A 19,303-nucleotide genomic window follows, 5' to 3' on the forward strand; every position below is an offset into this window, starting at 1 on the left:
GAGAGAAGGCTGAGCCTTCTCTCCGCCCTGACGTCTGCAGCCCTGCGCCCTGTGCAGGCACACCAGCCACCGACCCGCGCTGCTCCCGGTGCGAGGCATCCTCCGGCCCCGAGTACTCCCGCGTCGGCGGGCTCACCCTGAAGCTGACGGTTGCACACCACTCGATGAGCCCAGCAGACCCGCCATACCGGGCAGGGCGCCCGGGAGTCCAAAAGCACCTCATCCGTTCGCGCGCGCAGGGGCGGTCAGGACGGCTGGACCTCGTCGAACAGGGCAAGCGCCTGAGAGGGATCCGAACTCACGAGGCGTTCCAGACCGGCCGTCGTGATGCCAGCCCATGTGCCGGCCCGCGCCCACATCTGTTCCTCGAAGACGCGGACGGCCTCATCCAGACCATCAGGGTCGGCGGCGATGACGGACTCGGCGAGTTCGGCGCCCTCCAGCATCGCCAGGTTCGCGCCCGCCCCCAGCGGGGGCATCAGGTGAGCGGCATCGCCCACCAGCGTCACCCCGCCGACATGGGCCCAGGTGTGGTCCACGGGCAGGGTGTGCAGGGGGCGGTGGACGAATGCCGTCCCGCAACGGATGAGGTCGAGGACGTGAGCGTCCCAGCCGTCGAACAGGGCCAGCAGGCGTGCTCGTACGGCCTCGGTGTCCGCCGGATCCTCCTCCGCGAGCTGGTCGGGGCCTGTCCCCCGGCCCGGTTCCGGACGTTGGCCCAGCTCCTCGCGGTATTGGTGCGACCCGCTGCTCCAACAGCTCGCGTGCTTCCCACCGGGGGTCCGGGCCGCGCTGGCGCGGCAGGCAGGCAGGCAGCGAAGAGCTTCTTCATGCGGTCTCGCGGGGGCCGCGTACCCGGTAGCGGAGGTGGGTGACGTCTCGGTCCTCGAGCCGTCGGACGAGGTCGAGTTCGATGTGCTTGCCACCGAGGTGGTCGAAGAGCCGTCGGCCGTCCCCGAGGAGGACCTGGACCAGGTGGATCTCCATCTCGTCCAGCTGCCCGGCCCGCAGGAGCGCCTGGGCCGCGCCCGCCCCGTGGACCATGACCGGCCGCTCATGGGCAGCCGCGCGGGCCTGGCGGGCGCAGTCCGCGACGTCGGTGACAAATCGCGCGTGGCCGGGTGGCACGTCCCCGTCGTCGACCTGGTGAGTGAGGACGAAGATGGGCACACCGTCGTGGTGGTCGCCCTGCCAGCGTCCGGCGAGTTCGAAGGTCCTGCGGCCGGAGATGACCGCGCCGGTGGCCAGCGCCTCGCGGTAGACCTGTCCGCTGGGGCCGTCGGATTCCCGGTCGTCGAGCCAGTTGAACAGACGTCCGCCGGCACGTCCGAGCTCCTGGCCCGGTCGATCGTCGGGACCGGCGATGTAGCCGTCGAGCGACATCGACATGTACAGCCGGATCGGATTGCTCATGGGGGCCTCCATCCTTCTTCCATGACACCGTGATCCGCCGTTTCCTGATCCGCCGGCGGGGGCGGAATGTCACAGAGAAGACTTCGGCCAGTCGGCTATCTCATCGGCCTGCCGCGCCGACCCTTCGTTCATCCGGGCCGCCACGCCCCGGTCGTGCCAGTCATGCTGCTGCCGCCGGCCGGTGTACCCGCGCGCCCCGGCACGGCACGGGATTCTCGGCCATGGTCTTCACGTTCGTCGAGTCCGCCCGGTCCTGTCGGCAAGTCACACGCGCTTCCCCTCTGGACGTCCTGGTTGCGTGTCGCCGCGCAGGCATGGCCGGAGCGCCACGGCGCCCCGGGGGCGATCTGCCGTAGAAGCAAGTCGTGCGTGAGCGGCTCGTCGCTATGAAGCGCGCTCCGCGACATCCCACGCCGATGCCTCAAGGAGTCGAGTACAACGGCGCCTGGCGCAAAGGCTCTCCTCGACGAGGCGGCGGCTTCTTTCCGTCAACTCCGTTGCCGTCAAGCTCAGTTCCACGGCACAGTCCAGAACGGCCTTGGATCGTGCACACCGGGCCGCGTACTGCGCCGCTGTCGCGTCCATACCGGTCGCCTGCCCGAACCCGAGGCAGCCATGCTGGACGCAACACATCGCTCCAGCAGCCCAGTTGGGCGGCTGATGCCGAACGGACCACGGCGTGCACGCACGATCCCTGCGTGACCGGCACCCTGCGCGGCGCCCGTGCGCACTCCGGGAAGTTACCTGTGCGCAGGGCGCCCGCGCCGCTCCTCGGACTCCTTACGCCGCCGTGAAATGCGTCCGCGCCCAGTCGGCGAACGGGGTGGGTGTGATGCCCAGCGCCCGGGCGTATTCGGGGCGGGCCGGCTGGCTGACGTTGTTGTTCCAGTCGTGTCCGGCTCCCCAGCTGGGCATGCCCGCCGCGAGTGCTTCCTGAAGGCTCATCGTCGGGGCGGTCACCGGCACCCCCCACACCTCGGTGAGGACCTGCGCGATCTGCTGCATGGTGAGCCGGTCGCCGGCCAGTTCCAGCTCGACCTCGTGGAAGCGGTCGGGGTCGCCGACGGCGTGGGCCACGGCCGCGCCGATGTCTTCGCACGCGACCAAGGCCAGCTCGGTGTCCGGCTTCACGACGGTCGCCAGGCCGCCCCCGGGTCCGCGGGGCGCGAGCGCGAGGAGGTTTTCCATGAAGAACGCGGGCTTGACCACGGTCCAGCGGGCAAAGCCCGCACGGCGTACCGCTTCCAGGATCGCCTGCTTGGTCTCGAAGTAGGGCTGCATGGGCGCCCAGCGGCCCTCGTCCCAGCCGGGAGCCTTGGTGTGTGCGCCGACCCCGCTGGTGGAGGACTGTACGAACTGGCCCACGCCCGCCCGCCGGGCCGCTTCGATCAGGTTGGTGGCCTGCGCGAGTTCCGCGGCGAAGTCGACGCCGTCGTCGGTGAAGGGCGGCATCTGGACCGAGAAGACCGCACCGGCTCCCCGGACGGCACGGTCCAGGGAGTCCGGGTCGGTCAGGTCGCCGGTGATCAGCTCGGCGCCCTGGGCCCGGAGAGCTTTCGCGCCGTCGGCGTGCGGGTCGCGGACCAGGGCCCGGACGGGCTTGCGCGCGGCCAGCAGGGCCTGGACGGTCGCGCCGCCCTGGCGGCCCGTGCCGCCGGTAACCAGAACGGGAGCTGAGGTTTCAGGCATCGTCGGATCTCCTCGCAAGGTAGCGGAAGACTAAATGGCGGGGGCCGCCGTTTAGTCTTCCGCTACGATATGGCGGGGGCCGCCACTTAGCAAGCAAGGGGAAACATGCCCGGTCAGCGCTCGGACGCACGACGCAACTACGCCCGCATCCTGGAGGTCGCCGAAGCGGAAGTGGCGTCGCGGGGCGCAGAAGCCTCCCTCGAGCAGATCGCCCGCACCGCGGGCGTCGGATCGGCGACCGTGCGCCGGCACTTCCCCACCCGCCAGGCGCTGCTCGAAGCCGTGTTCCACGAGCGCATCCAGGCACTGGCCGAACGGGCGCGTGCCGGCCGTGACGCGAAGGACAGCCGTGCGGCGCTGCTGGACTGGACGCACGACCTCCTGGCCTACGCGGTCTCCGCGCGCGGGCTCGCCGACGCCCTCACCTACGAACCGCCGACCCAAGACCCCGCCCCGGACTCGTGCGCAGCCGTCCTGGAAGCGGCGGGCTCCCCGCTGCTCCGCCGCGCCATCGACGAGGGAACCGTCCGCGACGACCTCACCCTCCACGACCTGATCACCCTGACGGTCGGCATCGCCCTGGCCACAGAACACCAGGCAGCCCCCCTCCCCCACGCGACCCGTCTGCTCCAGCTCGCCCTCCAGGGAGTTGACCCGCTCCCCCTCCGCTGACCAGGCCCGCACCCGTCGGCGGGAGCCCTGCCCTCCCCACGCGGCAGACGCCCGGGATCAGGCATCCGCCTGCTGCCTCCCGCTGTCGTCAACCGACCGGCTGACGAGCGGCTGACGACCGGAGCGGCGGGCATTCCTTGAAGCCATCCGGGCCCCCGGGCGCCCTCGTGCGCCTCCTCGACGTGCTCGACGCCCCCCGGCTCGACCAGGACATGCTTGCTCCCTGGCCGCCGGCGGCGACCTTTCCAGCAGCACCCTGGAGACCTGCACCGCCCGCGCCGGCACCCTCCAACCGCCCCCGGTGTCAGGTCAACCGCCCGGCTTCCGTACGGACGCCGCGGGCAAGGCCGAGCCCGCGCGGGCAGGGCCCGTTCGCAAACCCCTCGCCGCATCGAGGTCTGCTGACGAGGGGGTTCAGGGCTGCCATCGGTTGGCCGGGCACGCCTCCGCGACGCGCTTGGGGCCGGGCATACTGCTGATATGGACACGGACCCCTTGGACAGCCCGGCCGCGGCCGACCAGGGCCCTGAGCCCTCGGACGCGGACGAACAGGCGTTCAACGGACGGCAACAGCGGGCCGACGAGCGCGAGCGCCTCGCTGATAGCCGGGAGGCCGACGCCGACGAGCGAGAGCGCCTCGCCGACCAGCGGGACGCCGCCGCAGATGCGCGCGAACGCGCCGCCGACAGGCGGGAAACCGCCGCCGACGGGTGGCAGAGCCAACTCGCCGGCCAGGAGAAACGCCTGGACGAACGGTCCCGGATTGCGGGAGAGTCAACTCCCACTCTCCAGCAGCGCGCCTACGAGGAGATCGACCGCGCACAGAATCTGCTCGCGGCGAGCCAGGCCCGCCTGACCCGCACCAGGGCAGCAGTTGACCGCTCGGCCTCAGCCAGCCGACGCGAACAAGAGGCCATCGACCGCGAGACCGCCCTCTCCGCCGCGCGAGCCGGAGCACAGGGACCGCTGTCACCCCTGTCCCTGGAAGCGAGGACCTTCCGGCTTCGGAAGCAGGCCGCAGCCGCGCTCGAGGAGCTGGCCGAGGCCGAGGACGCGCTGGCCGGCGCCTACCAGCAACAACACCGCGGCCCTCAGGCCGCGCAACACCGCAACTACGCCGAGCAGGCCCGCGCTGCGGCCCGCGCCCTGCCGGACGACAGCAGCCAACGGCCCGATTCCTGAGGAGTGGGCCGTACGTTGACGGCCGACGGGAGCGGCCCGATGAGCGCCGCGCCACCTGAGGCCGGACGCGGCGCGCACGACGCGGGCACGCCGGTGACGCCGTCCAGCCTCCGCGTTGCCCGTAGCCCGCGACTCCGAAGGCCCCCACGACGAGCAACGTGGCACCGCACCCTGGATTCAGGGGTGCATTCAACCTCGTACTCCAGGCGGCGATCGTGTGACGTGGTCTCCGGCCGGAGTGTCAGGTGCTGTGGCGTTCGGCGAGTGCGCCGACGTCGAGATCCTCGCGCATGAGTTTGCGCATCTCGGCGGCCGCTTTGCCGCGCGCCTCCCAACGCGCGTGATCCTCCGGGCTGCTGACGGCAGCGCCGTCGATGTAGCCGTCGCAGATGCGCCGCAGGCAGTGGAACACGCTGTTGGAGGCCTTGACGACGGATTGGGGCGCGATGAGCCACATCCGCTCGGACGCGATGGCGATGTCTGACTCCCGGAAGGCTTCGCGCAGCGCAAGCGCCCGCTCCTCGTCGGAAGGATGCTCCCGCCCGGCCACGGCCCGCAGGGTCTCACCGAGAACCTTCACGGCGACGGTGTACTGCGTGTAGATGTCGAGCCGCAGCCGAAGACCTTCTTTGGCATCCTCGCGCTTCCACCGACTCCGATCCGCGATGAGCGTAGCGACGATGCCGATCGCGGCCCCGGCCAGGGTTGAGAGCAGTGGCAACCAGTCCATGCGGGCCAGCCTGCGTCATACCGCGGCACCGGCACCAGATGGGCTGCGAGGCCCGGCCTGTGACCGGGAGACGGGGATTGCGGCTGCCATTGCCGCGCGCCGAGTACGAGCGGGCGGGCCGGCTGGGGCGGGTGCCCGGGAGGGAAGGGGATCCGGCGCCAACTAGCCGTCCCGCACAGCGGTATCTGCCCCACCGAGCTTCCGCATCAGGATGCGCTGAGCGCCTCAGCCCAGCCGGTGGGCCACCCATGCCCGAGCCGTTTCCTCCATGGCGCCAAGCCACTCCTGCTCGGGGAACCGCCTTGCCCTCGTGCGGAACATGCGCAGGTTGGCCATGGCGAAGGCGTCGATTGCCGCAGGAGCGGACGTCGACCACCCGGCGCACCCAGCGACCCAGGACTCGGCACCCGCCGGGCTGTGGCCGCCCGCGATGAGCTGCAGGACCAGCAGCGCGGGGTCGATGAGCGCGCTTCCCCTGGTGGGCCATGCCCAATCGACGACCCACGACCCGCCGTCCCCCACAAGGAAGTTGCTCGGGTTGATGTCCCCGTGGATGAGACTGTGCCCCCGGAAGAGCGCGGCCTCATCCGCATCGGACGCGAAACGGTTCCACCTTCTCTCGGGCCACCTGTCGGCCACCGCCGGCAGGGAGACGTCCCCGATCCTGTCCAGCAGCTCGATGACGGCAGGAAGATCGGCGGACCCCGGTGCGAGATCACTCAGGCGACCGCTGACCCGCTCAAAACCCAGTGCGATCCACTGATCGCTCTCCACGTGCCACAGGAGGCGCGGCGACAAGGGCTGCACGGACTCATTGATCAGCCGCTCTCTGATGATGGAGTCCCGGCGCCCTCCGGCCCGGTTCTCGATCCCCTTGACGAAGAACTGTCCCTGCTCGGCATCGATCAGCACCAGGACATCGGAGCTGAACCCTCTCGTCGTGGGCTGCGTATCGCGGACATCTCCCGTGTAGGGGTGGATGACGTTCAAGAAGTCAGCGGTGGGGAGACGCGTCATGCGGTGTTCCTTGCTCACTGGTTCCGGGAACTGCGCTTACTTTCCCGATACCCCCTGCCGGCATCCGTCATCGGTGGCGCCACCATGGTCGTTCCGCGGCGTCGGCGGCCGGCGTGCTTCGCTCTGGCTAGGCGGACGTGCGGACCTGCGACGCCGGTTCAGCACGTTGTTCGCCGGGTGCGAGGGGTTCGAGTACGCCGGAGGGTGTGACGTGCCGGTCTTGGGAGATCCGCGACCTCCGCATGGAGCGGGGGAAGAACCGCGGCGGCAGGCACATGGTGATCATCCCGGTGAGAATCAGTGCGCCGCCGGCCCATGCCACCGGCGAGAGGTGCTCGTGGAGCAGGAGCACGCCGATCAGCGCGGCGGCCAGGGGCTCGGCGAGGCTGAGGGTTCCGGCCGTGGTCGCGCGCACCCGGGTGAGTCCTGTGGTGAACAACCAGTAAGCCAGGGCGGTCGTCACCACGCCCAGCCAGACGATCAGGGTGATGGTGGCACCCTGCTGCACGGGAGCGGCGCTGGTGAACACCCAGGGCGCCAGGGGAAGGGCTCCTGCCAGCAGGGAAAGCGCGGCGAGCCCGGGCAGTTGGGCGGCGGGAACGACTGCGGCCAGCTTCTTGGCGAAGACCGTGTACAGGCCGTAGCAGACACCGGCCGCCACCGCCAGGAACAGGCCCAGCGCGTCCACCCCCGCGCTCCCCGGCGACAGCAGCAGGGCGCAGCCGGCGACGGCCGCGACGGTGCCGGCCGTCCAGACGGCTGTCATCCGCTCCCCGGTGACCCAGCGGGCGCACAAGCCGACCGCCGCGGGGGCGATGCCCATGGCGACCACCGTGGCCAGGGCCGCCCCGGTCCGCGCCACCGAGGACATCAGGGCTGCCTGAAAGACGCCCGTCGACACCGCGCACACCAGCAGGGGGCGCACCACCGTGCCCCTGGTCAGCGCCCGCACGGTGGTGCGGCGGACGGTGAACAGCCCCAGGATCAGCCCGCCCGCCACCAGCCGCCAGCCGCCCAGGGCCGCCGGTGACATGGGGCTGGAGGCCAGCACCTGGGCGGGGCCGACCGTGCCCCACAGCACTGCCGCGCCCAGCACCAGTCCCGCACCGAGCATCGGACCATTCGTTCGTGTCTCCATAGCCAGCGACACTAAGCAAACTCTCAAGCAATGCCGCTCGCAGCCGCACTTCGTACGCCATAGGGTCGCTTCCATGGAATTTGATGCGCTGGACCTGGCCCTTCTGCGGGAGCTGCAGAACGATGCACGGCAGACCAACCGCGACCTGGCGGCCAAGACCGGGGTCTCGCCCTCCACCTCGCTCGAGCGGGTACGGCTGCTGCGTGAGCGCGGCGTGATCACCGGCTACCACGCCGTCCTGGACCTCGACGCGGCCGGCCGGCCCGTCCAGGCACTGATCTCGGTGCGCGTCCGGCCCCCGGCCCGCCCCGTCATCGAGGGGTTCCGGGAATGGGCCGCACGCCTGCCGGAGGTGATCGGCCTGTTCGTCACCTCCGGCCCGCACGACTTCCTCCTGCACATCGCCGTCCCCGACGTCGACGGTGTGTACGCCTTCGTCATCGACCGCCTCACCGAACGCAAAGAAGTCGCCGACGTGCAGACGACCATGGCCTACGAGCACGTCCAGTCCCGCCGCATCGAACCGGCCGCACCCGACCGGCCCCGCTTCTCCCGCAGAGCCCGCTGACTGGCCCCCAGGTGCCCCTCAGCTTTGTTCGGCAGACTGGTCCAGGCAGTGCTGTGCCGTGGCGCGCACGCCGGCGTCCGGGTCGTGCAGTGCCTGGCGGATGGTCGATGTGTAGTGCCGGGCGTCGTGCTTCCAGTCGTGCAAGGACAGGAGTGCCAGGCGCCGGGTGGTGGCATCCGGGTCGTCGGTGGCGACAGCGGCGAGGTGCGGGATGACGTGTCGGCCCACCGCCGCGCCCAGTTTCCGCTCGCCCAGGACGCCGGCGGCGTGCCGGCGGATGACCGGGTGCGGCGAGCGCCGCGCCTCGATGGCGGTGTCTGCCTCTTCAGCCCGGATGGTGCAGTAGCTCGATCCCGGGCGCAGTTCCCTGACGAGGGCATCGCTCAACTGCGGACGGTCCGTGAGGAGCTGGGCCAGCGGGCCGTAGTCCAGCGGAGGCGGGCAGAGGGCGTCATCGCGGAAGGCGCGGTACGGCGCGGCAGCCGCGGCGGCGACCACGCTGCCGCCAAGGCCCGGGTCGGCCAGCACCACATCGAGCCGCCCCAGGCGGGAAAGGGCGCAGGCGCTCCAGAACTGATCTGCGCCGGTGCAGGTGCGCAACGCGCGGACCAACGGCTCGATCACCTCGTCCGCGGCGCATCCGATATCGGCAAGGACCTTCGCCGCCTGCCAGCGGTCGGGCCCGTGGGCCAGCCAGTTGCCCAGGGCCGGGAGTGCGGCGCGGCCGAGATCCCGCAGTTCCCTCCGGGCCCTGTCTGGATCAATGGGCTCTCCCCCATCGCACACCGCCTGCACATAGCAAACGGCGCGCTCTGCGGGGGACTTGGCCTCCACTTCGCTCATCCAGGCCCTCTCCCGGTCATAGCCGGGAAACAGCCGGTACAGCTCGCCGACGCCCAGGATGCGGCGCAGCAGGTCCTCCTGCTCGTCGTCGTCGGTCAACACCACCACGACGAAGTGCCGGTCCACCACACCGTCGGCCCGCAGCTGCCTCCGTACGCGTTTGCACACGCGGGTGAGCATGATCAGGTACCTGTCGAAGGTCCGTTCCCAGTGCCGGGCGGAGCTTCGTCCGGCCGCGTCGGTCAGCGCCTGCTCCCAATGCCGCCAGCGCTCCTCCGGCAGCCATGGCGCCCACACGGTGTTCCAGTCCGGCAGGCTCCAGCGCTGGTCCTCCGCGGCCAGCTCCTCCTCCGAGTTGGCGCCGAGCACCGGCAGCCCGATCACGCCGTCGGTCTCGGCGTGGAGCTCGCCCAGTACCGCCGCATACAAGCGACCGCCCCGCCCGGCGTGCTCCGTCAGCTTCCCGACGGCCCCCGCCACCAATTCGTCCTCACACGCCACCCAGTCCAACCCGGCCCCCTCCAAGAGTCATCCACGACGCCTGCGCAGTGCCTGGCGAAGGTACCTCGACCGCGACGCGCCCTGAGCGGGGCCCGAGCGGCTGATCGTCGCCGTCGTCACCGAGGTGCCGGTGCAGCCTCACGGCCTCACGGACGGCGCGACTCCGTACAACCAGCGCCGCCCTTCGACGGTCACACCAGATAGTCCGCACCCCGTCGATCGTTCGGGAGCCCTCCATGCCGCACAGCCGCCGCATCCTGACCTACGCCATCGCAGTCGCCGCTGCCACCGCCGGGTTCACGGTCCCGTCCGGCACCGCCGCTGCCGCGCCCGGCACCGCCCTGAGCGACTTCAACGGCGACGGCTACGCGGACCTCGCGGTCGGGGTCCCCGACGGCACCGTCGCAGGCCAGTCCAAGGCCGGGTACGTCAACATCGTCTGGGGCGGTTCGAGGGGCGTCGGCGCCCACGGAAGCATCCGCGTCACCCAGGCCACTGCCGAGGTTCCCGGCAGCCCGGAGGCGGGCGACCGCTTCGGCGCATCCGTGGCGTTGACCGACCTCAACGGCGACGGCATCGCGGAACTGCTCGCCGGTGTACCCGGCGAGGATGTCACCGACCGCGGTACGGACGCGGGCATGGTCATCGCCGTAGGCGGCTCGAAGGATGGGCCGGGACCGGGGTCATCGGTCCTCACCGGGCCCTCGCCATCGGCCGCGTACGGCAGATCGGTTGCGGCGGCCGATCTGACCGGCGGCGACAATGGCGGCAACAAGGCGATCGTGGTGGGCGGCACGGACAAGGTCGTCGCTCGCATCATCCAGGGCGAAGACAGCATGATCACCACCGTTGTCGCCGCCCCCATGGGCGGCCGCGCCCCCGTCCTGGCCACCGGCGACTTCGACAACGACGACATCGCCGACCTGGCCGTGGCGTACTGGACCGCGGGCCAGCCCAACACGCAGTCCCACGTGCGCCTGTTCAGATGGGACGCCGACGGGTCCCGGATGGCCAACTTCTGGAACACGGACAATGCCGGCGTGAGTGCCCTGGCAGCAGGCGACTTCGACGGCGACGGCCGTGACGACCTGGCGCTGGGCGAGTGCCGTGAGATCGCCGACGAGAACATCGACGACCCGTGCGGCCCCGAGAAACTCGCCGAGGGAGGCGGCATCCACCTCCACTACGGAAGCCCCGCGGGCGGCTCCTTCGGCAGCCGTACCCAGACCCTCAACCAGGACACGGCGGGCGTGCCGGGGATCGCCGAGGACGGCGACCGCTTCGGTGCCGCCCTCTCCGTCACCGACATCAACCGCGACGGCCGCGACGACCTGATCGCGGGCGCTCCGGGTGAGGCCATCGGCAGCAAAGCGGGGGCAGGCGCCGCCTGGCTGCTCCGCGGCGGAGCCCGGGGCCTGCTCGACGCGGGCGGCGCTGCCACCTCCGTCGCCTGGAATCAGGACACGGCCCGCGTGCCGGGCGTCGCCGAGGCGGGCGACGCCTTCGGTGCGGCGGTCGCCGCGGACGACTACAACGCCGACGGCGTACCCGATGTCACGGTCGGCTCCCCGGGCGAGAACGCCTCCCTGGGCGCCGTGTGGCTCTTGCCCCGCGGCTCGGCCGCCGCCTCGGAGGCTTTCTCACCCCGCTCGCTGGGCCTCCCGTACCTCTCCACGGCCCACAAGTACGGCAAGCCGCTGAACAGCCGTTGACCCTGCCCTGACGGCAGGTGCCAGCCTGCTGGGCGGGATCCGGCGGTGACTGGACGGGTTCCGGCGGTGATACGGCGCCGCTGGCCAGGGGCCGCGACGCAGACGGCGGCGGTGCCCGGCCCCCGGCCGGGCTCAAGGCCGGAGTTGACGACCACGACCCACCCGAGCGCACAGAAGTCGACACGGCCGCTTCGCCAAGTACCGGCAACGGCGCGCTCACCCGGCGGAGATCCGCCGTTTCTCACGCGTGCGGATCACCACAGTCAGAACGAGGATGCCCAGGAGTGTGGCACCGCAGCCCACTGCCCACAGGCCGGGGTAGTGACGTGAGGTATCGGTGCCACCGGGTGAGCCCCAGCGGCCTCCACCGAACGGCGAGGCGTCCACCACTGCCCCGCCGGTCAGGACCAGAGCGGTGACGCAGGAGAGCGCTGTGGCCGCCCAGGCAGCGGAACGGGCCTTGTGGCGCTGCCAGTCCACGGAGGTCAGAGCGGCGAACAGCAGCAACAGCAGGCCGGGCACGGCCAGTCCCAGCAGCACGGCGAGACTGTAGGGCCCGCCGGGCCACGAGGCTCCGGCCCAGCGCCAGACGCCCTGGCCCCAGAGCTCCCCACCGACCGCGGGAACGAAGATGAGGCACGCGATGACCGCCACCACGGCCAGGCAGGCGCTGTAGTTCCGTCGGCCTGCGGGTGCAGACGCAGGGGCCGGAACTGGCGCTCGTTTTTCGTCCTGCTCCACTGTCACGCATTCCGATCGTCGCGGCGGCTACCGGCCAATGCCCAGCGCTCGACGACCAACCACGGAAGTTGAACCGCGGGCCGCACGGCTGGAGAGACGGCGGCGGCGCAGACGCTGACGACACCCGCTGGCTCCCGCCCCGCACTCAAAATCTACTCCGGCTCACTCTCTCCTGTTTTCTCGCCCGGCGCGAAACACGAAAGCTCCCAGACTGTGGGCCTTCTCCGATCCTCCGGACCAGCGCAGGGGCCGGTGGATCCAAGCGCCATCAGAAGACCACCGTGACCTTGCCTTCCAGGCTGCCCCGGAGGAACAGCGCGTGGGCGGCCTGGATTTCCTGCAGCCCGAAGGAGGAGTGCACCCGTACTCGCAGCAGTCCTCTGTCGACGAGTTTCGTCAGCTCGCTCAATCCTTCGCCGTCCTCACGCACTTGGTTGACGGTGGTCCGGACACCGCGGGAGGACAGGTCGGGGACGGGGCCTGCTTGGGTGGCGATCGACGCGTACCGGCCTCCGTCGGCCACTGCATCCGTCACGAACGCTCCGAACGTATCGAAGACGGCGTCATAAGCGCGCTCGGCAAGTGCGCGGGGATCGGTGGTGACGAATTGGGCACCGTGGTCGCGGGCGAAGGTCACCTGCGCGTCGCGGGAGACCAGCGCGTCGACCCTGACTCCACGCGCCTGCGCGATCTGCAGCGCCAGTCCGCCCACGGCACCGGCCGCACCGGCAATGAGCAGCCGCTCGCCGGCCTTGACGGCCAGCCAGTCCAGGGTCTGCAAGGCCGTCAGTCCGGGTAGCGGCAGGGCGGCCGCCTCCACCAGGCTGATCGAACTCGGTGCCGCGGCGATCGCGCGAGCGGGAAGCGCGACCAGGTCGGCCCATGTCCCCCGGCCTGAGCTGAGTTGATGCGACATGCCAATCACGCTCTGTCCGGCACGCAGTTCGCTGTCGCCGCCATCGACCACGATGCCTGCCAGGTCCCAGCCCGGGGTCAGGGGCAGCGGGGGCGTGCCTTCGCCGATGGCGCCCTCTCGCGTCTTGTCGTCCACGGGATTGATGCTGGTCGCCACCGTGCGGACCAGTACCTCACCGGGCCCCGGTTCGGGCACGGGAGCCTCGACGATGCCCAGGACATCAGGGGTGCCGAAGCGGTCGATCTGTATGGCGCGCACGAGAAGCCCTTCATACTGCGGATGCTGACAGCAGGGCCCAACACCGTTGGCTGTGCGGGGATTCCCGTCGCCAAGGGCTACCCCGTAGCGCCTGGCGCGCGGGCCTTCCGGGCCCGGCGAACGGCCGTGGCGGTCGTGATGCCTTTGGGCGACCGGCTCATTGTTGACGTGTGTGGTCGGCGTCGGGCGAACATGGCGCATGACTCACGCTCTGTCGACGCCGCCCCTCATTGCCTGCGGCCTGCTCGGGGGCTCCCCTCAACCCGTGCTCCCTGCCACCGGGGGCCTGCTGCTGCGCCCCTGGGAAGAGGCCGACGCACCGGCATTCCTGTCCGCTTACCAAGATGATGAGATCCGCCTCTGGCACACTCGGCGGCCCTCCAGCGAGGCTCAGGTCCGGGAATGGTTCGACGCATACCGCCAGGACTGGAAGCGCGAGAGGGGCGGCCACTGGGCGATCACCCGCGACGGCGGCGAGGTACTTGGCCGACTGGCGCTGCGCGGCCTGGACTTCGACGACGGCATAGCCGACGTGGCCTATTGGGTGATCCCGGCCGCCCGCGGCGCCGGTGTCGCCTCGCACGCCCTCGGGGCGCTCACCGTGTGGGCCCTGAACGAGATCGGGTTTCACCGTCTGGAACTGGACCACTCCACCCGCAACCACGCTTCGTGCGGGGTCGCCACCAAGTCCGGTTACCGCCTGGAAGGCACCAAACGCAGCGCCGCCGTGCATGACGACGGCCGGCACGACATGCATCTGCATGCCCGTATTCAAGGAGACTGAGGCTTCCTGTTCCATGAATGCGGGCACACGCCCCCCGCGACCTGCAACACGGGTAACAACGGGGCAAGTTGGAGTCGCCTTCGTTACTTGCGCACGTGGAAGCGCAGCATGGTGACCCCGCCCGACTGGATGTTGCTGAACGGCTCCAGGTCGATCCGGTCGAGGCCCGGCGGTGCGAAGCGGACGCCGTCGCCGAGCAGCACCGGCAGCACGTACACCAGGATCTCGTCGACGAGGCCGCGCTGCAGGCACTGGGCGGCCACGTCGGCGCCGAGGATCTCCAAACTCTTGTCGCCGGCGGCGCGGCGTGCGGTGGCCACGGCCTCCTCGATGTCGCAGGTGAGGAAGGTGACGTCGGGGTCCGGCTCGTCGGGCGGGCGGTGGGTGAGGACGAACCGCGCTCCGCCGTCGTAGTCGGGGTTCTCGTCGGACATGCGCTTGCCGACCTCGTACGTGCCCCGGCCGATGAGCATGGCACCCGTGGCCGCCATGACCTCAGGGAATGTCGCCGACGTCATGTGCTCGAAGATCCAGTCCATCGTGTGGCCGGGACCGGCGATGAACCCGTCAAGGGACATCACCCTGTTCACGACCACTTTGCCGGTGCTCGCATCCGTCATGCGTCTTCTCCAAGCGGGTGGAGGGCCGGGATTGCATCATAGGTCGGTGAGCAACATTTTCTCCGGCGGCAGCCAGGACCTGGACCTGTCCAATGGCGCCACCGCGGTGTTCGTCGACGTGCTGATGCTCGCCGTGTCCGATCTCGCCTCCGAGGACTGGGACTTCCGCTTCGCGGCGCTGCTGACCCTGCAGGACCAGAACGTCATGGGGCGCGGTGCCGTCGGGTTCGACCTGGCGGAGTTCGACTGGGGTGCCACAGAGCAAGAACGCGCCCGCGCGAAGGACTTCGTGCTGCGGGCCACAGCACTCGCGGCGAGCGGCCATCGCTGGAGCGAGCTCGACTACTACCCGCCCCGCGTCCATGACTACCTGCACCGCTTCACGACCATGGTGGAGTCCTTCGCCCCGCCCGCCGACAGCAGCGCCGCGCGCGGCTTTCCCGGCCCGGACGAGGCCGCGATGGCCTCGTGCGTGCGCCACCGCGTCCTCAGCGCGCTCCCGCTCTGGGACGGCTGCCTTCTCTGCAATCGGCCGCACTAGTGCGTTCTTCGGAGCATCTGATCGACCGGCCTGGCCGCAACGGTGCTTCCCTCCACCGCGGCCAGGCCTAGCAGCCCGGGCCCGGGCTGGGGTTGGGCCTCCGGCAAGTACTCCGGCAAGTACCAGGCCGCTCACCTGGCCAACAGCGTGTCCAGCCAGTCAAAAGTGCGCTGGTGCCACAGGGCGACCGCGCCTTCGTGGCAGTGCTCGCCGCCGCCCTCCGCCTCGGGGAAGACGATCAGTTCCTTCGGGCAGGTCAGCGCGTCGAAGACACGCTGCGGCTGGCCGGTGAAGAACTGGTCGTTCTCCGCCTCCAGAACGAGCATCGGACAGGTGATCCGCTCCGCGAGCCCCTCCAAGGTGTAGGCCTTGGAGGCCTCCATGAGTTCGTCGGCGTCGGAGATGCCGAAGGTCCACAGGCCGTTGTGGACCATCCAGCGCACCGAGACGCTCTGCGCCGTCACGGCTGCCCAGCCGCCGGGGGTTTCGGCCGCGGTCCGGGCGACTGCCTCGAACGTGGGGTGGACGTCGTAAATGCCGTCGTGCAGTACGCATGCGGCGATGCGGTGTTCGAAGGCAACCGCCCGTGCGGCGAGGTAGCCGCCGAGGCTGGTGCCGATGAGCGCGAGCCGGTCCTTGTCCACCTCGGGCAGGGCGAGCGCGAAGTCGACGACCGGGGTGACCACGGCCTCCCAGTCCGGCCGGAAGTGCAGGCCCTGCTCGCGCAGGGTGCTTCCCTGGCCGGGACCGTCGAAGGCGAGGACGTGGAAGCCCCGCCGCAGGGCTCCCGCGGCCAGCGCGAAGTAGGCCTCTTCCAGGGTGGAGTCGTAACCGCCGTGGTAGAGCACGGTCGGGCGCGGCTCGCCCGAGTCGTCCGCGAGGAACAGATAGCCCGGCAAGGTGGTGTCCTCGTAAGGGATGCGGACGGCACGGGCGGGGATGTCGAGCAGGGCGGCCGCGTCCGCGAAGGTCTGCCGGGATGCCGTCGCCAGGCGCGCGGACTCGGTGTCGTTCTCGGGGTCCGCACGCCGGTAGAAGTCGGCGGTCCGGTAGTAGTTCGAGGCCCGCAGCAGCGCCTCCCGCGCACTCACCCGATGTCCGGCGGCCAGCGTGTCCCGGCCGATGCACTCGACCCGCGCCGCCGTCGCGGCCCACTGGGCCGACCATGCCTCTTCGTCCCCGTCCGGGATCAGGCGGCAGGTCACCAGGACTTCGCCGAGCTCGGCGCCGCCGTACGTGGCGTAACCGGCGGCCCTCAACGCCTCGAAGGAGAAGGACTCGTTGTCGTAGAGGAATTTCATCGTCAGCGCCTCCCATTAAAATGGAACGGAACGGTGCCGTTCCGTTCACTGAAGGCGATGCTAGCTCACCGCACCGCGAAACGGAACGCACCCGTTCCGTTCGTCTATGCTGGGCGGATGGCAGCAGAACGCAGGGCAACCGGCGGCGCGGCCCTGCGGGAGCGGGTGACCGAGGCGATCACCGAGGCGGCCTTCGCCGAACTCGCGGAGAGCGGCTACGAGCGGATGTCCATGGAGGCGGTCGCCCGGCGCGCCGGCGTGGGCAAGGCCGCGCTGTACCGACGCTGGGCATCGAAGCAGGAGATGCTCGCCGAACTGGTCCGGGAAGCGGTGCAGGGCGCGCTGCCGCCGACTCCGGACACCGGAGCCCTGAGCACCGATCTGCGCGAGTTCCTCGGCACCCTCCGCAGCCAGCTCACCAACCCGGTGGTGGGCAGCATCGGCCCCGGACTGCTCGCGCAGAGCCGCCACTCGGGCGCGCTCGCGGATGTGATCCGCACGGGCGTGGGGACACCGCGCCGGGCGGTGGCGCGCGCCATGCTGCAGGCCGCGATCGACCGGGGCGAACTCCCGGCCGCACTGGACCAGGAACTGGCCGCGGACCTCCTGATGGCACCGTTGGGCTTCCGCATGCTGATCCTGGAGGGGGACAGCGGCGACGAGTACCTGGACAGACTCGCCCGTGTACTCGAGGCCGCGCTGAAAGCTGCCGCCCCCTAGCTAGAAGAAACGCGTGGCCGTGCAGTGGGGAAGGTTCGTGAGAATCGTGCGCCACCACCGGCTGCGCACGGCTGGTAGCCGGACAGGGCGTGGACCGGTGCGCAGATGCCGCGGGCCGCCGCCTCGCCGGGATCGAGCTCGCTCCACAGCCGCCAGGGCGGGCCCCCGGGCTCGGGGTCCACGGCGAACGTCCCCGCTTCCATGGACAGACAAGAACCCTCCGGACGAGAGCCGCGTCGTCGCACGTCGGACGCAGTCGGCCGAGCTGGTTTGGGTGCCTCGCACGGGCGGACGGCCCGCCAACCCAGGGGTGCGCAGGCATCTGGCGCCGGACGCCGGGACCCGCCGCGTGTGATCACCCGGATCGCGGAGGCGGCAGCTTTCGGCCCGCGGTGTTCAGCATGATCCAGTGGTCGTCCGGCAGCGTCGCCGGAGCCGGCGGCGGCACCGGGCGGGTCTCTTCCTGCCAGGCGGAACCCACGGCCGCGGTGGCGACGCCCCGCCAGAAGCGCGCGGCACCCGCGTTGGCCTCCTGGAAGGCGATCGCCCACGCACCGGGTCGGGAGTGCAGCAGTTGCAGGGCGGCCTGCCGGCCGACGCCCCGCCGGCGCAGCGCCCGTACGACGAAGAACGCCGAGATCGAGGTGGCTCCCCGGGGCAGGGGGCGGGTCAGGATGAACCCGGCCGGTGCTGCGCCGTGTCGGATCAGCAGGGCCTGGCGCTCCGGCTCGTCGAAGAACCGCGGCAGTGCGCCGAACCCGAACGTCCCGTCGGGCGCGGGAAGATGACCCAGGAATTCCGACAGGTCGTGCCGGTACAACTGAGCCAACTGTTCTACGACAGGACGCAGTTCAGCCGTCGCGGGGCGGATGGTCAGTGGCGCGCAGTCCTTGATCGGGCCCATCGGAAGATTCTGGCACGGTACACAGACCGGTCGCGGGCATCGCCTCAGCAGGCCTCCACATCCGTATCCGCGTCCGCATCCGCCGTCGGCCCACGCGCAACCGCACCGCGCACACCCCGGCCGCAGTGGCCGCAGTGGCCGATCTCAGTGATCCCGCTCCTGGATGTCCCCCCGGGTCGATGACGTCATGGCATCGCCGAGGGTGAAATCGCCCGGCGGGATGCCCGGGTGGTGGTCGTCCCCGGTCGCGTGGGCCGAGGGTGAGGCCGCGGCCTCGGCTGCCGGGCCAAGCGTGAGGCGGGAGACGATGCGGTAGCGGTCGCCCCGGTAGAGCGAGTGGACGTATTCGACGGGCCGGCCGGTGGTGTCGGAGGTCAGCCGTTCGAAGAGCAGCGCCGGGGAGAGTTCGGGGACGTCGAGGAGTTTGGCCTCCGCCCGGGTCACGACGGTCGGTTCGATGGCCTGGACGGCCTCGTGGACGTGCACCCCGTGCGTGTCGCGCAGGTGCTCGTAGAGGTCTCCGCTTTCCAGTTCCCGGGCCGAGAGGCCGGGGGCCAGTCGGGCCCGCAGGTGCAGATGCTCGATGGCCATCGGGGCGCCGTCGACCAGCCTCAGCCGGGCGACGTAGAGGATCTCCTCGGCGGGTGACATCCGCAGCTTGCGGCCGACCCGGGCGCCGGCCGGGTGGGTGGTGAACTCAAGGAGCCGGCTCGACCAGGTGCCCGCCGCCTGCGGAACGCTCAGGGCGCGGCCCCCGGAGACCAGCTCCTGAGTGATCTTCGCGGGAGCGACGAACATGCCGCGGCCGTGTTCGCGCACCAGGAGCCCGGCGGCCACCAGCTCGTCGATCGCCGAGCGCACGGTGGGCCGCGACACGGCGAGCAGGGTGCACAGGGCACGCTCGGAGGGGATGGCGTCTCCGGGGTTGCGCGTCTCGATCAGTTCGAGGACGGCATCGCGGGCCTTCTCCCGCTTGAGCACCGTCCCGGGTACTTCGGCGTCCATGGTGTCCCCACTGATCTCAGTTACTTACCAGTTCGAGCATCCAGTGCC

The 19,303-nt window shown here is 70.8% G+C and carries 19 protein-coding genes and 1 pseudogene; 7 read left to right on the forward strand and 13 right to left on the reverse strand.

All coding sequences use genetic code 11. The annotated features are described in order from the left end of the window. Window positions 1-245: 245 nt before the first annotated feature. The 3 genes and pseudogenes from ACWFR3_RS41700 to ACWFR3_RS41710 all read right to left on the reverse strand — a co-directional run. Window positions 246-665: pseudogene (locus tag ACWFR3_RS41700) on the reverse strand (FAD-dependent oxidoreductase); the annotation flags it as partial. A gap of 163 nt (window positions 666-828) precedes the next feature. Further along, window positions 829-1,413, reverse strand: coding sequence for a dihydrofolate reductase family protein (locus ACWFR3_RS41705; protein WP_453739941.1), 585 nt, complete (start codon window positions 1,411-1,413; stop codon window positions 829-831). A 780-nt stretch (window positions 1,414-2,193) separates the two neighbouring features. Then, on the reverse strand, window positions 2,194-3,102 hold the full coding sequence (locus ACWFR3_RS41710) for an NmrA/HSCARG family protein (protein ID WP_453739942.1): 909 nt from the start codon (window positions 3,100-3,102) through the stop codon (window positions 2,194-2,196). A gap of 105 nt (window positions 3,103-3,207) precedes the next feature. On the opposite strand from ACWFR3_RS41710, the gene ACWFR3_RS41715 reads away from it, so the two are divergent. After that, complete coding sequence (locus tag ACWFR3_RS41715; RefSeq protein ID WP_453739943.1) at window positions 3,208-3,774, forward strand: TetR/AcrR family transcriptional regulator; 567 nt, start codon at window positions 3,208-3,210, stop codon at window positions 3,772-3,774. A 480-nt stretch (window positions 3,775-4,254) separates the two neighbouring features. Then, window positions 4,255-4,956 (forward strand): hypothetical protein, encoded by a 702-nt coding sequence (locus tag ACWFR3_RS41720; RefSeq protein ID WP_453739944.1) that lies wholly within the window; start codon window positions 4,255-4,257, stop codon window positions 4,954-4,956. A gap of 241 nt (window positions 4,957-5,197) precedes the next feature. Here the strand turns inward: ACWFR3_RS41720 and ACWFR3_RS41725 are convergent, their stop codons facing one another. The 3 genes from ACWFR3_RS41725 to ACWFR3_RS41735 all read right to left on the reverse strand — a co-directional run bounded on the left by ACWFR3_RS41725 (window position 5,198) and on the right by ACWFR3_RS41735 (window position 7,841). After that, window positions 5,198-5,686, reverse strand: a complete 489-nt coding sequence (locus ACWFR3_RS41725; RefSeq protein ID WP_453739945.1) for a hypothetical protein — start codon at window positions 5,684-5,686, stop codon at window positions 5,198-5,200. A 225-nt stretch (window positions 5,687-5,911) separates the two neighbouring features. Then, on the reverse strand, window positions 5,912-6,598 hold the full coding sequence (locus tag ACWFR3_RS41730; RefSeq protein ID WP_453739946.1) for a protein kinase: 687 nt from the start codon (window positions 6,596-6,598) through the stop codon (window positions 5,912-5,914). A 232-nt stretch (window positions 6,599-6,830) separates the two neighbouring features. After that, window positions 6,831-7,841, reverse strand: coding sequence for a DMT family transporter (locus tag ACWFR3_RS41735; RefSeq protein ID WP_453739947.1), 1,011 nt, complete (start codon window positions 7,839-7,841; stop codon window positions 6,831-6,833). Window positions 7,842-7,914: 73 nt separating this feature from the next. On the opposite strand from ACWFR3_RS41735, the gene ACWFR3_RS41740 reads away from it, so the two are divergent. Beyond that, complete coding sequence (locus ACWFR3_RS41740) at window positions 7,915-8,409, forward strand: Lrp/AsnC family transcriptional regulator (protein ID WP_453739948.1); 495 nt, start codon at window positions 7,915-7,917, stop codon at window positions 8,407-8,409. An 18-nt stretch (window positions 8,410-8,427) separates the two neighbouring features. Here ACWFR3_RS41740 and ACWFR3_RS41745 read toward each other — a convergent pair whose 3' ends face one another. After that, on the reverse strand, window positions 8,428-9,732 hold the full coding sequence (locus tag ACWFR3_RS41745) for a DUF4303 domain-containing protein (RefSeq protein ID WP_453739949.1): 1,305 nt from the start codon (window positions 9,730-9,732) through the stop codon (window positions 8,428-8,430). Between the two features lie 257 nt (window positions 9,733-9,989). On the opposite strand from ACWFR3_RS41745, the gene ACWFR3_RS41750 reads away from it, so the two are divergent. Then, the gene (locus ACWFR3_RS41750; RefSeq protein ID WP_453739950.1) at window positions 9,990-11,465 is read left to right on the forward strand and encodes an FG-GAP repeat protein; all 1,476 of its coding nucleotides are present in this window, start codon (window positions 9,990-9,992) and stop codon (window positions 11,463-11,465) included. Between the two features lie 216 nt (window positions 11,466-11,681). On the opposite strand, the gene ACWFR3_RS41755 is transcribed toward ACWFR3_RS41750, so the two are convergent. Next, window positions 11,682-12,005, reverse strand: coding sequence for a hypothetical protein (locus ACWFR3_RS41755; RefSeq protein WP_453739951.1), 324 nt, complete (start codon window positions 12,003-12,005; stop codon window positions 11,682-11,684). Window positions 12,006-12,474: 469 nt separating this feature from the next. Continuing rightward, on the reverse strand, window positions 12,475-13,380 hold the full coding sequence (locus ACWFR3_RS41760; RefSeq protein WP_453739952.1) for an NADP-dependent oxidoreductase: 906 nt from the start codon (window positions 13,378-13,380) through the stop codon (window positions 12,475-12,477). Window positions 13,381-13,579: 199 nt separating this feature from the next. Between ACWFR3_RS41760 and ACWFR3_RS41765 the strand changes: the two genes are divergently transcribed. Then, on the forward strand, window positions 13,580-14,164 hold the full coding sequence (locus tag ACWFR3_RS41765; protein WP_453739953.1) for a GNAT family N-acetyltransferase: 585 nt from the start codon (window positions 13,580-13,582) through the stop codon (window positions 14,162-14,164). Window positions 14,165-14,247: 83 nt separating this feature from the next. Here ACWFR3_RS41765 and ACWFR3_RS41770 read toward each other — a convergent pair whose 3' ends face one another. Then, on the reverse strand, window positions 14,248-14,784 hold the full coding sequence (locus ACWFR3_RS41770) for a dihydrofolate reductase family protein (RefSeq protein ID WP_453739954.1): 537 nt from the start codon (window positions 14,782-14,784) through the stop codon (window positions 14,248-14,250). 46 nt (window positions 14,785-14,830) lie between these two features. On the opposite strand from ACWFR3_RS41770, the gene ACWFR3_RS41775 reads away from it, so the two are divergent. Then, complete coding sequence (locus ACWFR3_RS41775) at window positions 14,831-15,325, forward strand: hypothetical protein (RefSeq protein WP_453739955.1); 495 nt, start codon at window positions 14,831-14,833, stop codon at window positions 15,323-15,325. Between the two features lie 131 nt (window positions 15,326-15,456). Here ACWFR3_RS41775 and ACWFR3_RS41780 read toward each other — a convergent pair whose 3' ends face one another. After that, window positions 15,457-16,626, reverse strand: coding sequence for an alpha/beta hydrolase family protein (locus ACWFR3_RS41780; protein WP_453739956.1), 1,170 nt, complete (start codon window positions 16,624-16,626; stop codon window positions 15,457-15,459). Between the two features lie 117 nt (window positions 16,627-16,743). Here ACWFR3_RS41780 and ACWFR3_RS41785 point away from each other — a divergent pair, with 117 nt between their 5' ends. Continuing rightward, the gene (locus ACWFR3_RS41785) at window positions 16,744-17,346 is read left to right on the forward strand and encodes a TetR/AcrR family transcriptional regulator (protein ID WP_453739957.1); all 603 of its coding nucleotides are present in this window, start codon (window positions 16,744-16,746) and stop codon (window positions 17,344-17,346) included. Window positions 17,347-17,701: 355 nt separating this feature from the next. On the opposite strand, the gene ACWFR3_RS41790 is transcribed toward ACWFR3_RS41785, so the two are convergent. Both ACWFR3_RS41790 and ACWFR3_RS41795 read right to left on the reverse strand, forming a co-directional pair. Next, window positions 17,702-18,250 carry a GNAT family N-acetyltransferase gene (locus ACWFR3_RS41790; RefSeq protein ID WP_453739958.1) on the reverse strand — a complete coding sequence of 183 codons (549 nt, stop codon included), beginning with the start codon at window positions 18,248-18,250 and terminating at the stop codon, window positions 17,702-17,704. A 144-nt stretch (window positions 18,251-18,394) separates the two neighbouring features. After that, entirely contained in the window at window positions 18,395-19,255 is an 861-nt protein-coding gene (locus ACWFR3_RS41795) for a GntR family transcriptional regulator (protein ID WP_453739959.1), read from the reverse strand. Between the last annotated feature and the right edge of the window lie 48 nt (window positions 19,256-19,303).

Source organism: Streptomyces sp. NPDC055189 (genome assembly GCF_053606765.1).

What these genes read in the sequence shown, in the direction of transcription:
- ACWFR3_RS41705 (WP_453739941.1), bottom strand. Translation starts at nt 1,413, where the DNA reads ATGAGCAATCCGATCCGGCTGTACATGTCGATGTCGCTCGACGGCTAC.
- ACWFR3_RS41710 (WP_453739942.1), bottom strand. Translation starts at nt 3,102, where the DNA reads ATGCCTGAAACCTCAGCTCCCGTTCTGGTTACCGGCGGCACGGGCCGC.
- ACWFR3_RS41715 (WP_453739943.1), top strand. Translation starts at nt 3,208, where the DNA reads ATGCCCGGTCAGCGCTCGGACGCACGACGCAACTACGCCCGCATCCTG.
- ACWFR3_RS41720 (WP_453739944.1), top strand. Translation starts at nt 4,255, where the DNA reads ATGGACACGGACCCCTTGGACAGCCCGGCCGCGGCCGACCAGGGCCCT.
- ACWFR3_RS41725 (WP_453739945.1), bottom strand. Translation starts at nt 5,686, where the DNA reads ATGGACTGGTTGCCACTGCTCTCAACCCTGGCCGGGGCCGCGATCGGC.
- ACWFR3_RS41735 (WP_453739947.1), bottom strand. Translation starts at nt 7,841, where the DNA reads ATGGAGACACGAACGAATGGTCCGATGCTCGGTGCGGGACTGGTGCTG.
- ACWFR3_RS41740 (WP_453739948.1), top strand. Translation starts at nt 7,915, where the DNA reads ATGGAATTTGATGCGCTGGACCTGGCCCTTCTGCGGGAGCTGCAGAAC.
- ACWFR3_RS41750 (WP_453739950.1), top strand. Translation starts at nt 9,990, where the DNA reads ATGCCGCACAGCCGCCGCATCCTGACCTACGCCATCGCAGTCGCCGCT.
- ACWFR3_RS41765 (WP_453739953.1), top strand. Translation starts at nt 13,580, where the DNA reads ATGACTCACGCTCTGTCGACGCCGCCCCTCATTGCCTGCGGCCTGCTC.
- ACWFR3_RS41770 (WP_453739954.1), bottom strand. Translation starts at nt 14,784, where the DNA reads ATGACGGATGCGAGCACCGGCAAAGTGGTCGTGAACAGGGTGATGTCC.
- ACWFR3_RS41780 (WP_453739956.1), bottom strand. Translation starts at nt 16,626, where the DNA reads ATGAAATTCCTCTACGACAACGAGTCCTTCTCCTTCGAGGCGTTGAGG.
- ACWFR3_RS41785 (WP_453739957.1), top strand. Translation starts at nt 16,744, where the DNA reads ATGGCAGCAGAACGCAGGGCAACCGGCGGCGCGGCCCTGCGGGAGCGG.
- ACWFR3_RS41790 (WP_453739958.1), bottom strand. Translation starts at nt 18,250, where the DNA reads ATGGGCCCGATCAAGGACTGCGCGCCACTGACCATCCGCCCCGCGACG.
- ACWFR3_RS41795 (WP_453739959.1), bottom strand. Translation starts at nt 19,255, where the DNA reads ATGGACGCCGAAGTACCCGGGACGGTGCTCAAGCGGGAGAAGGCCCGC.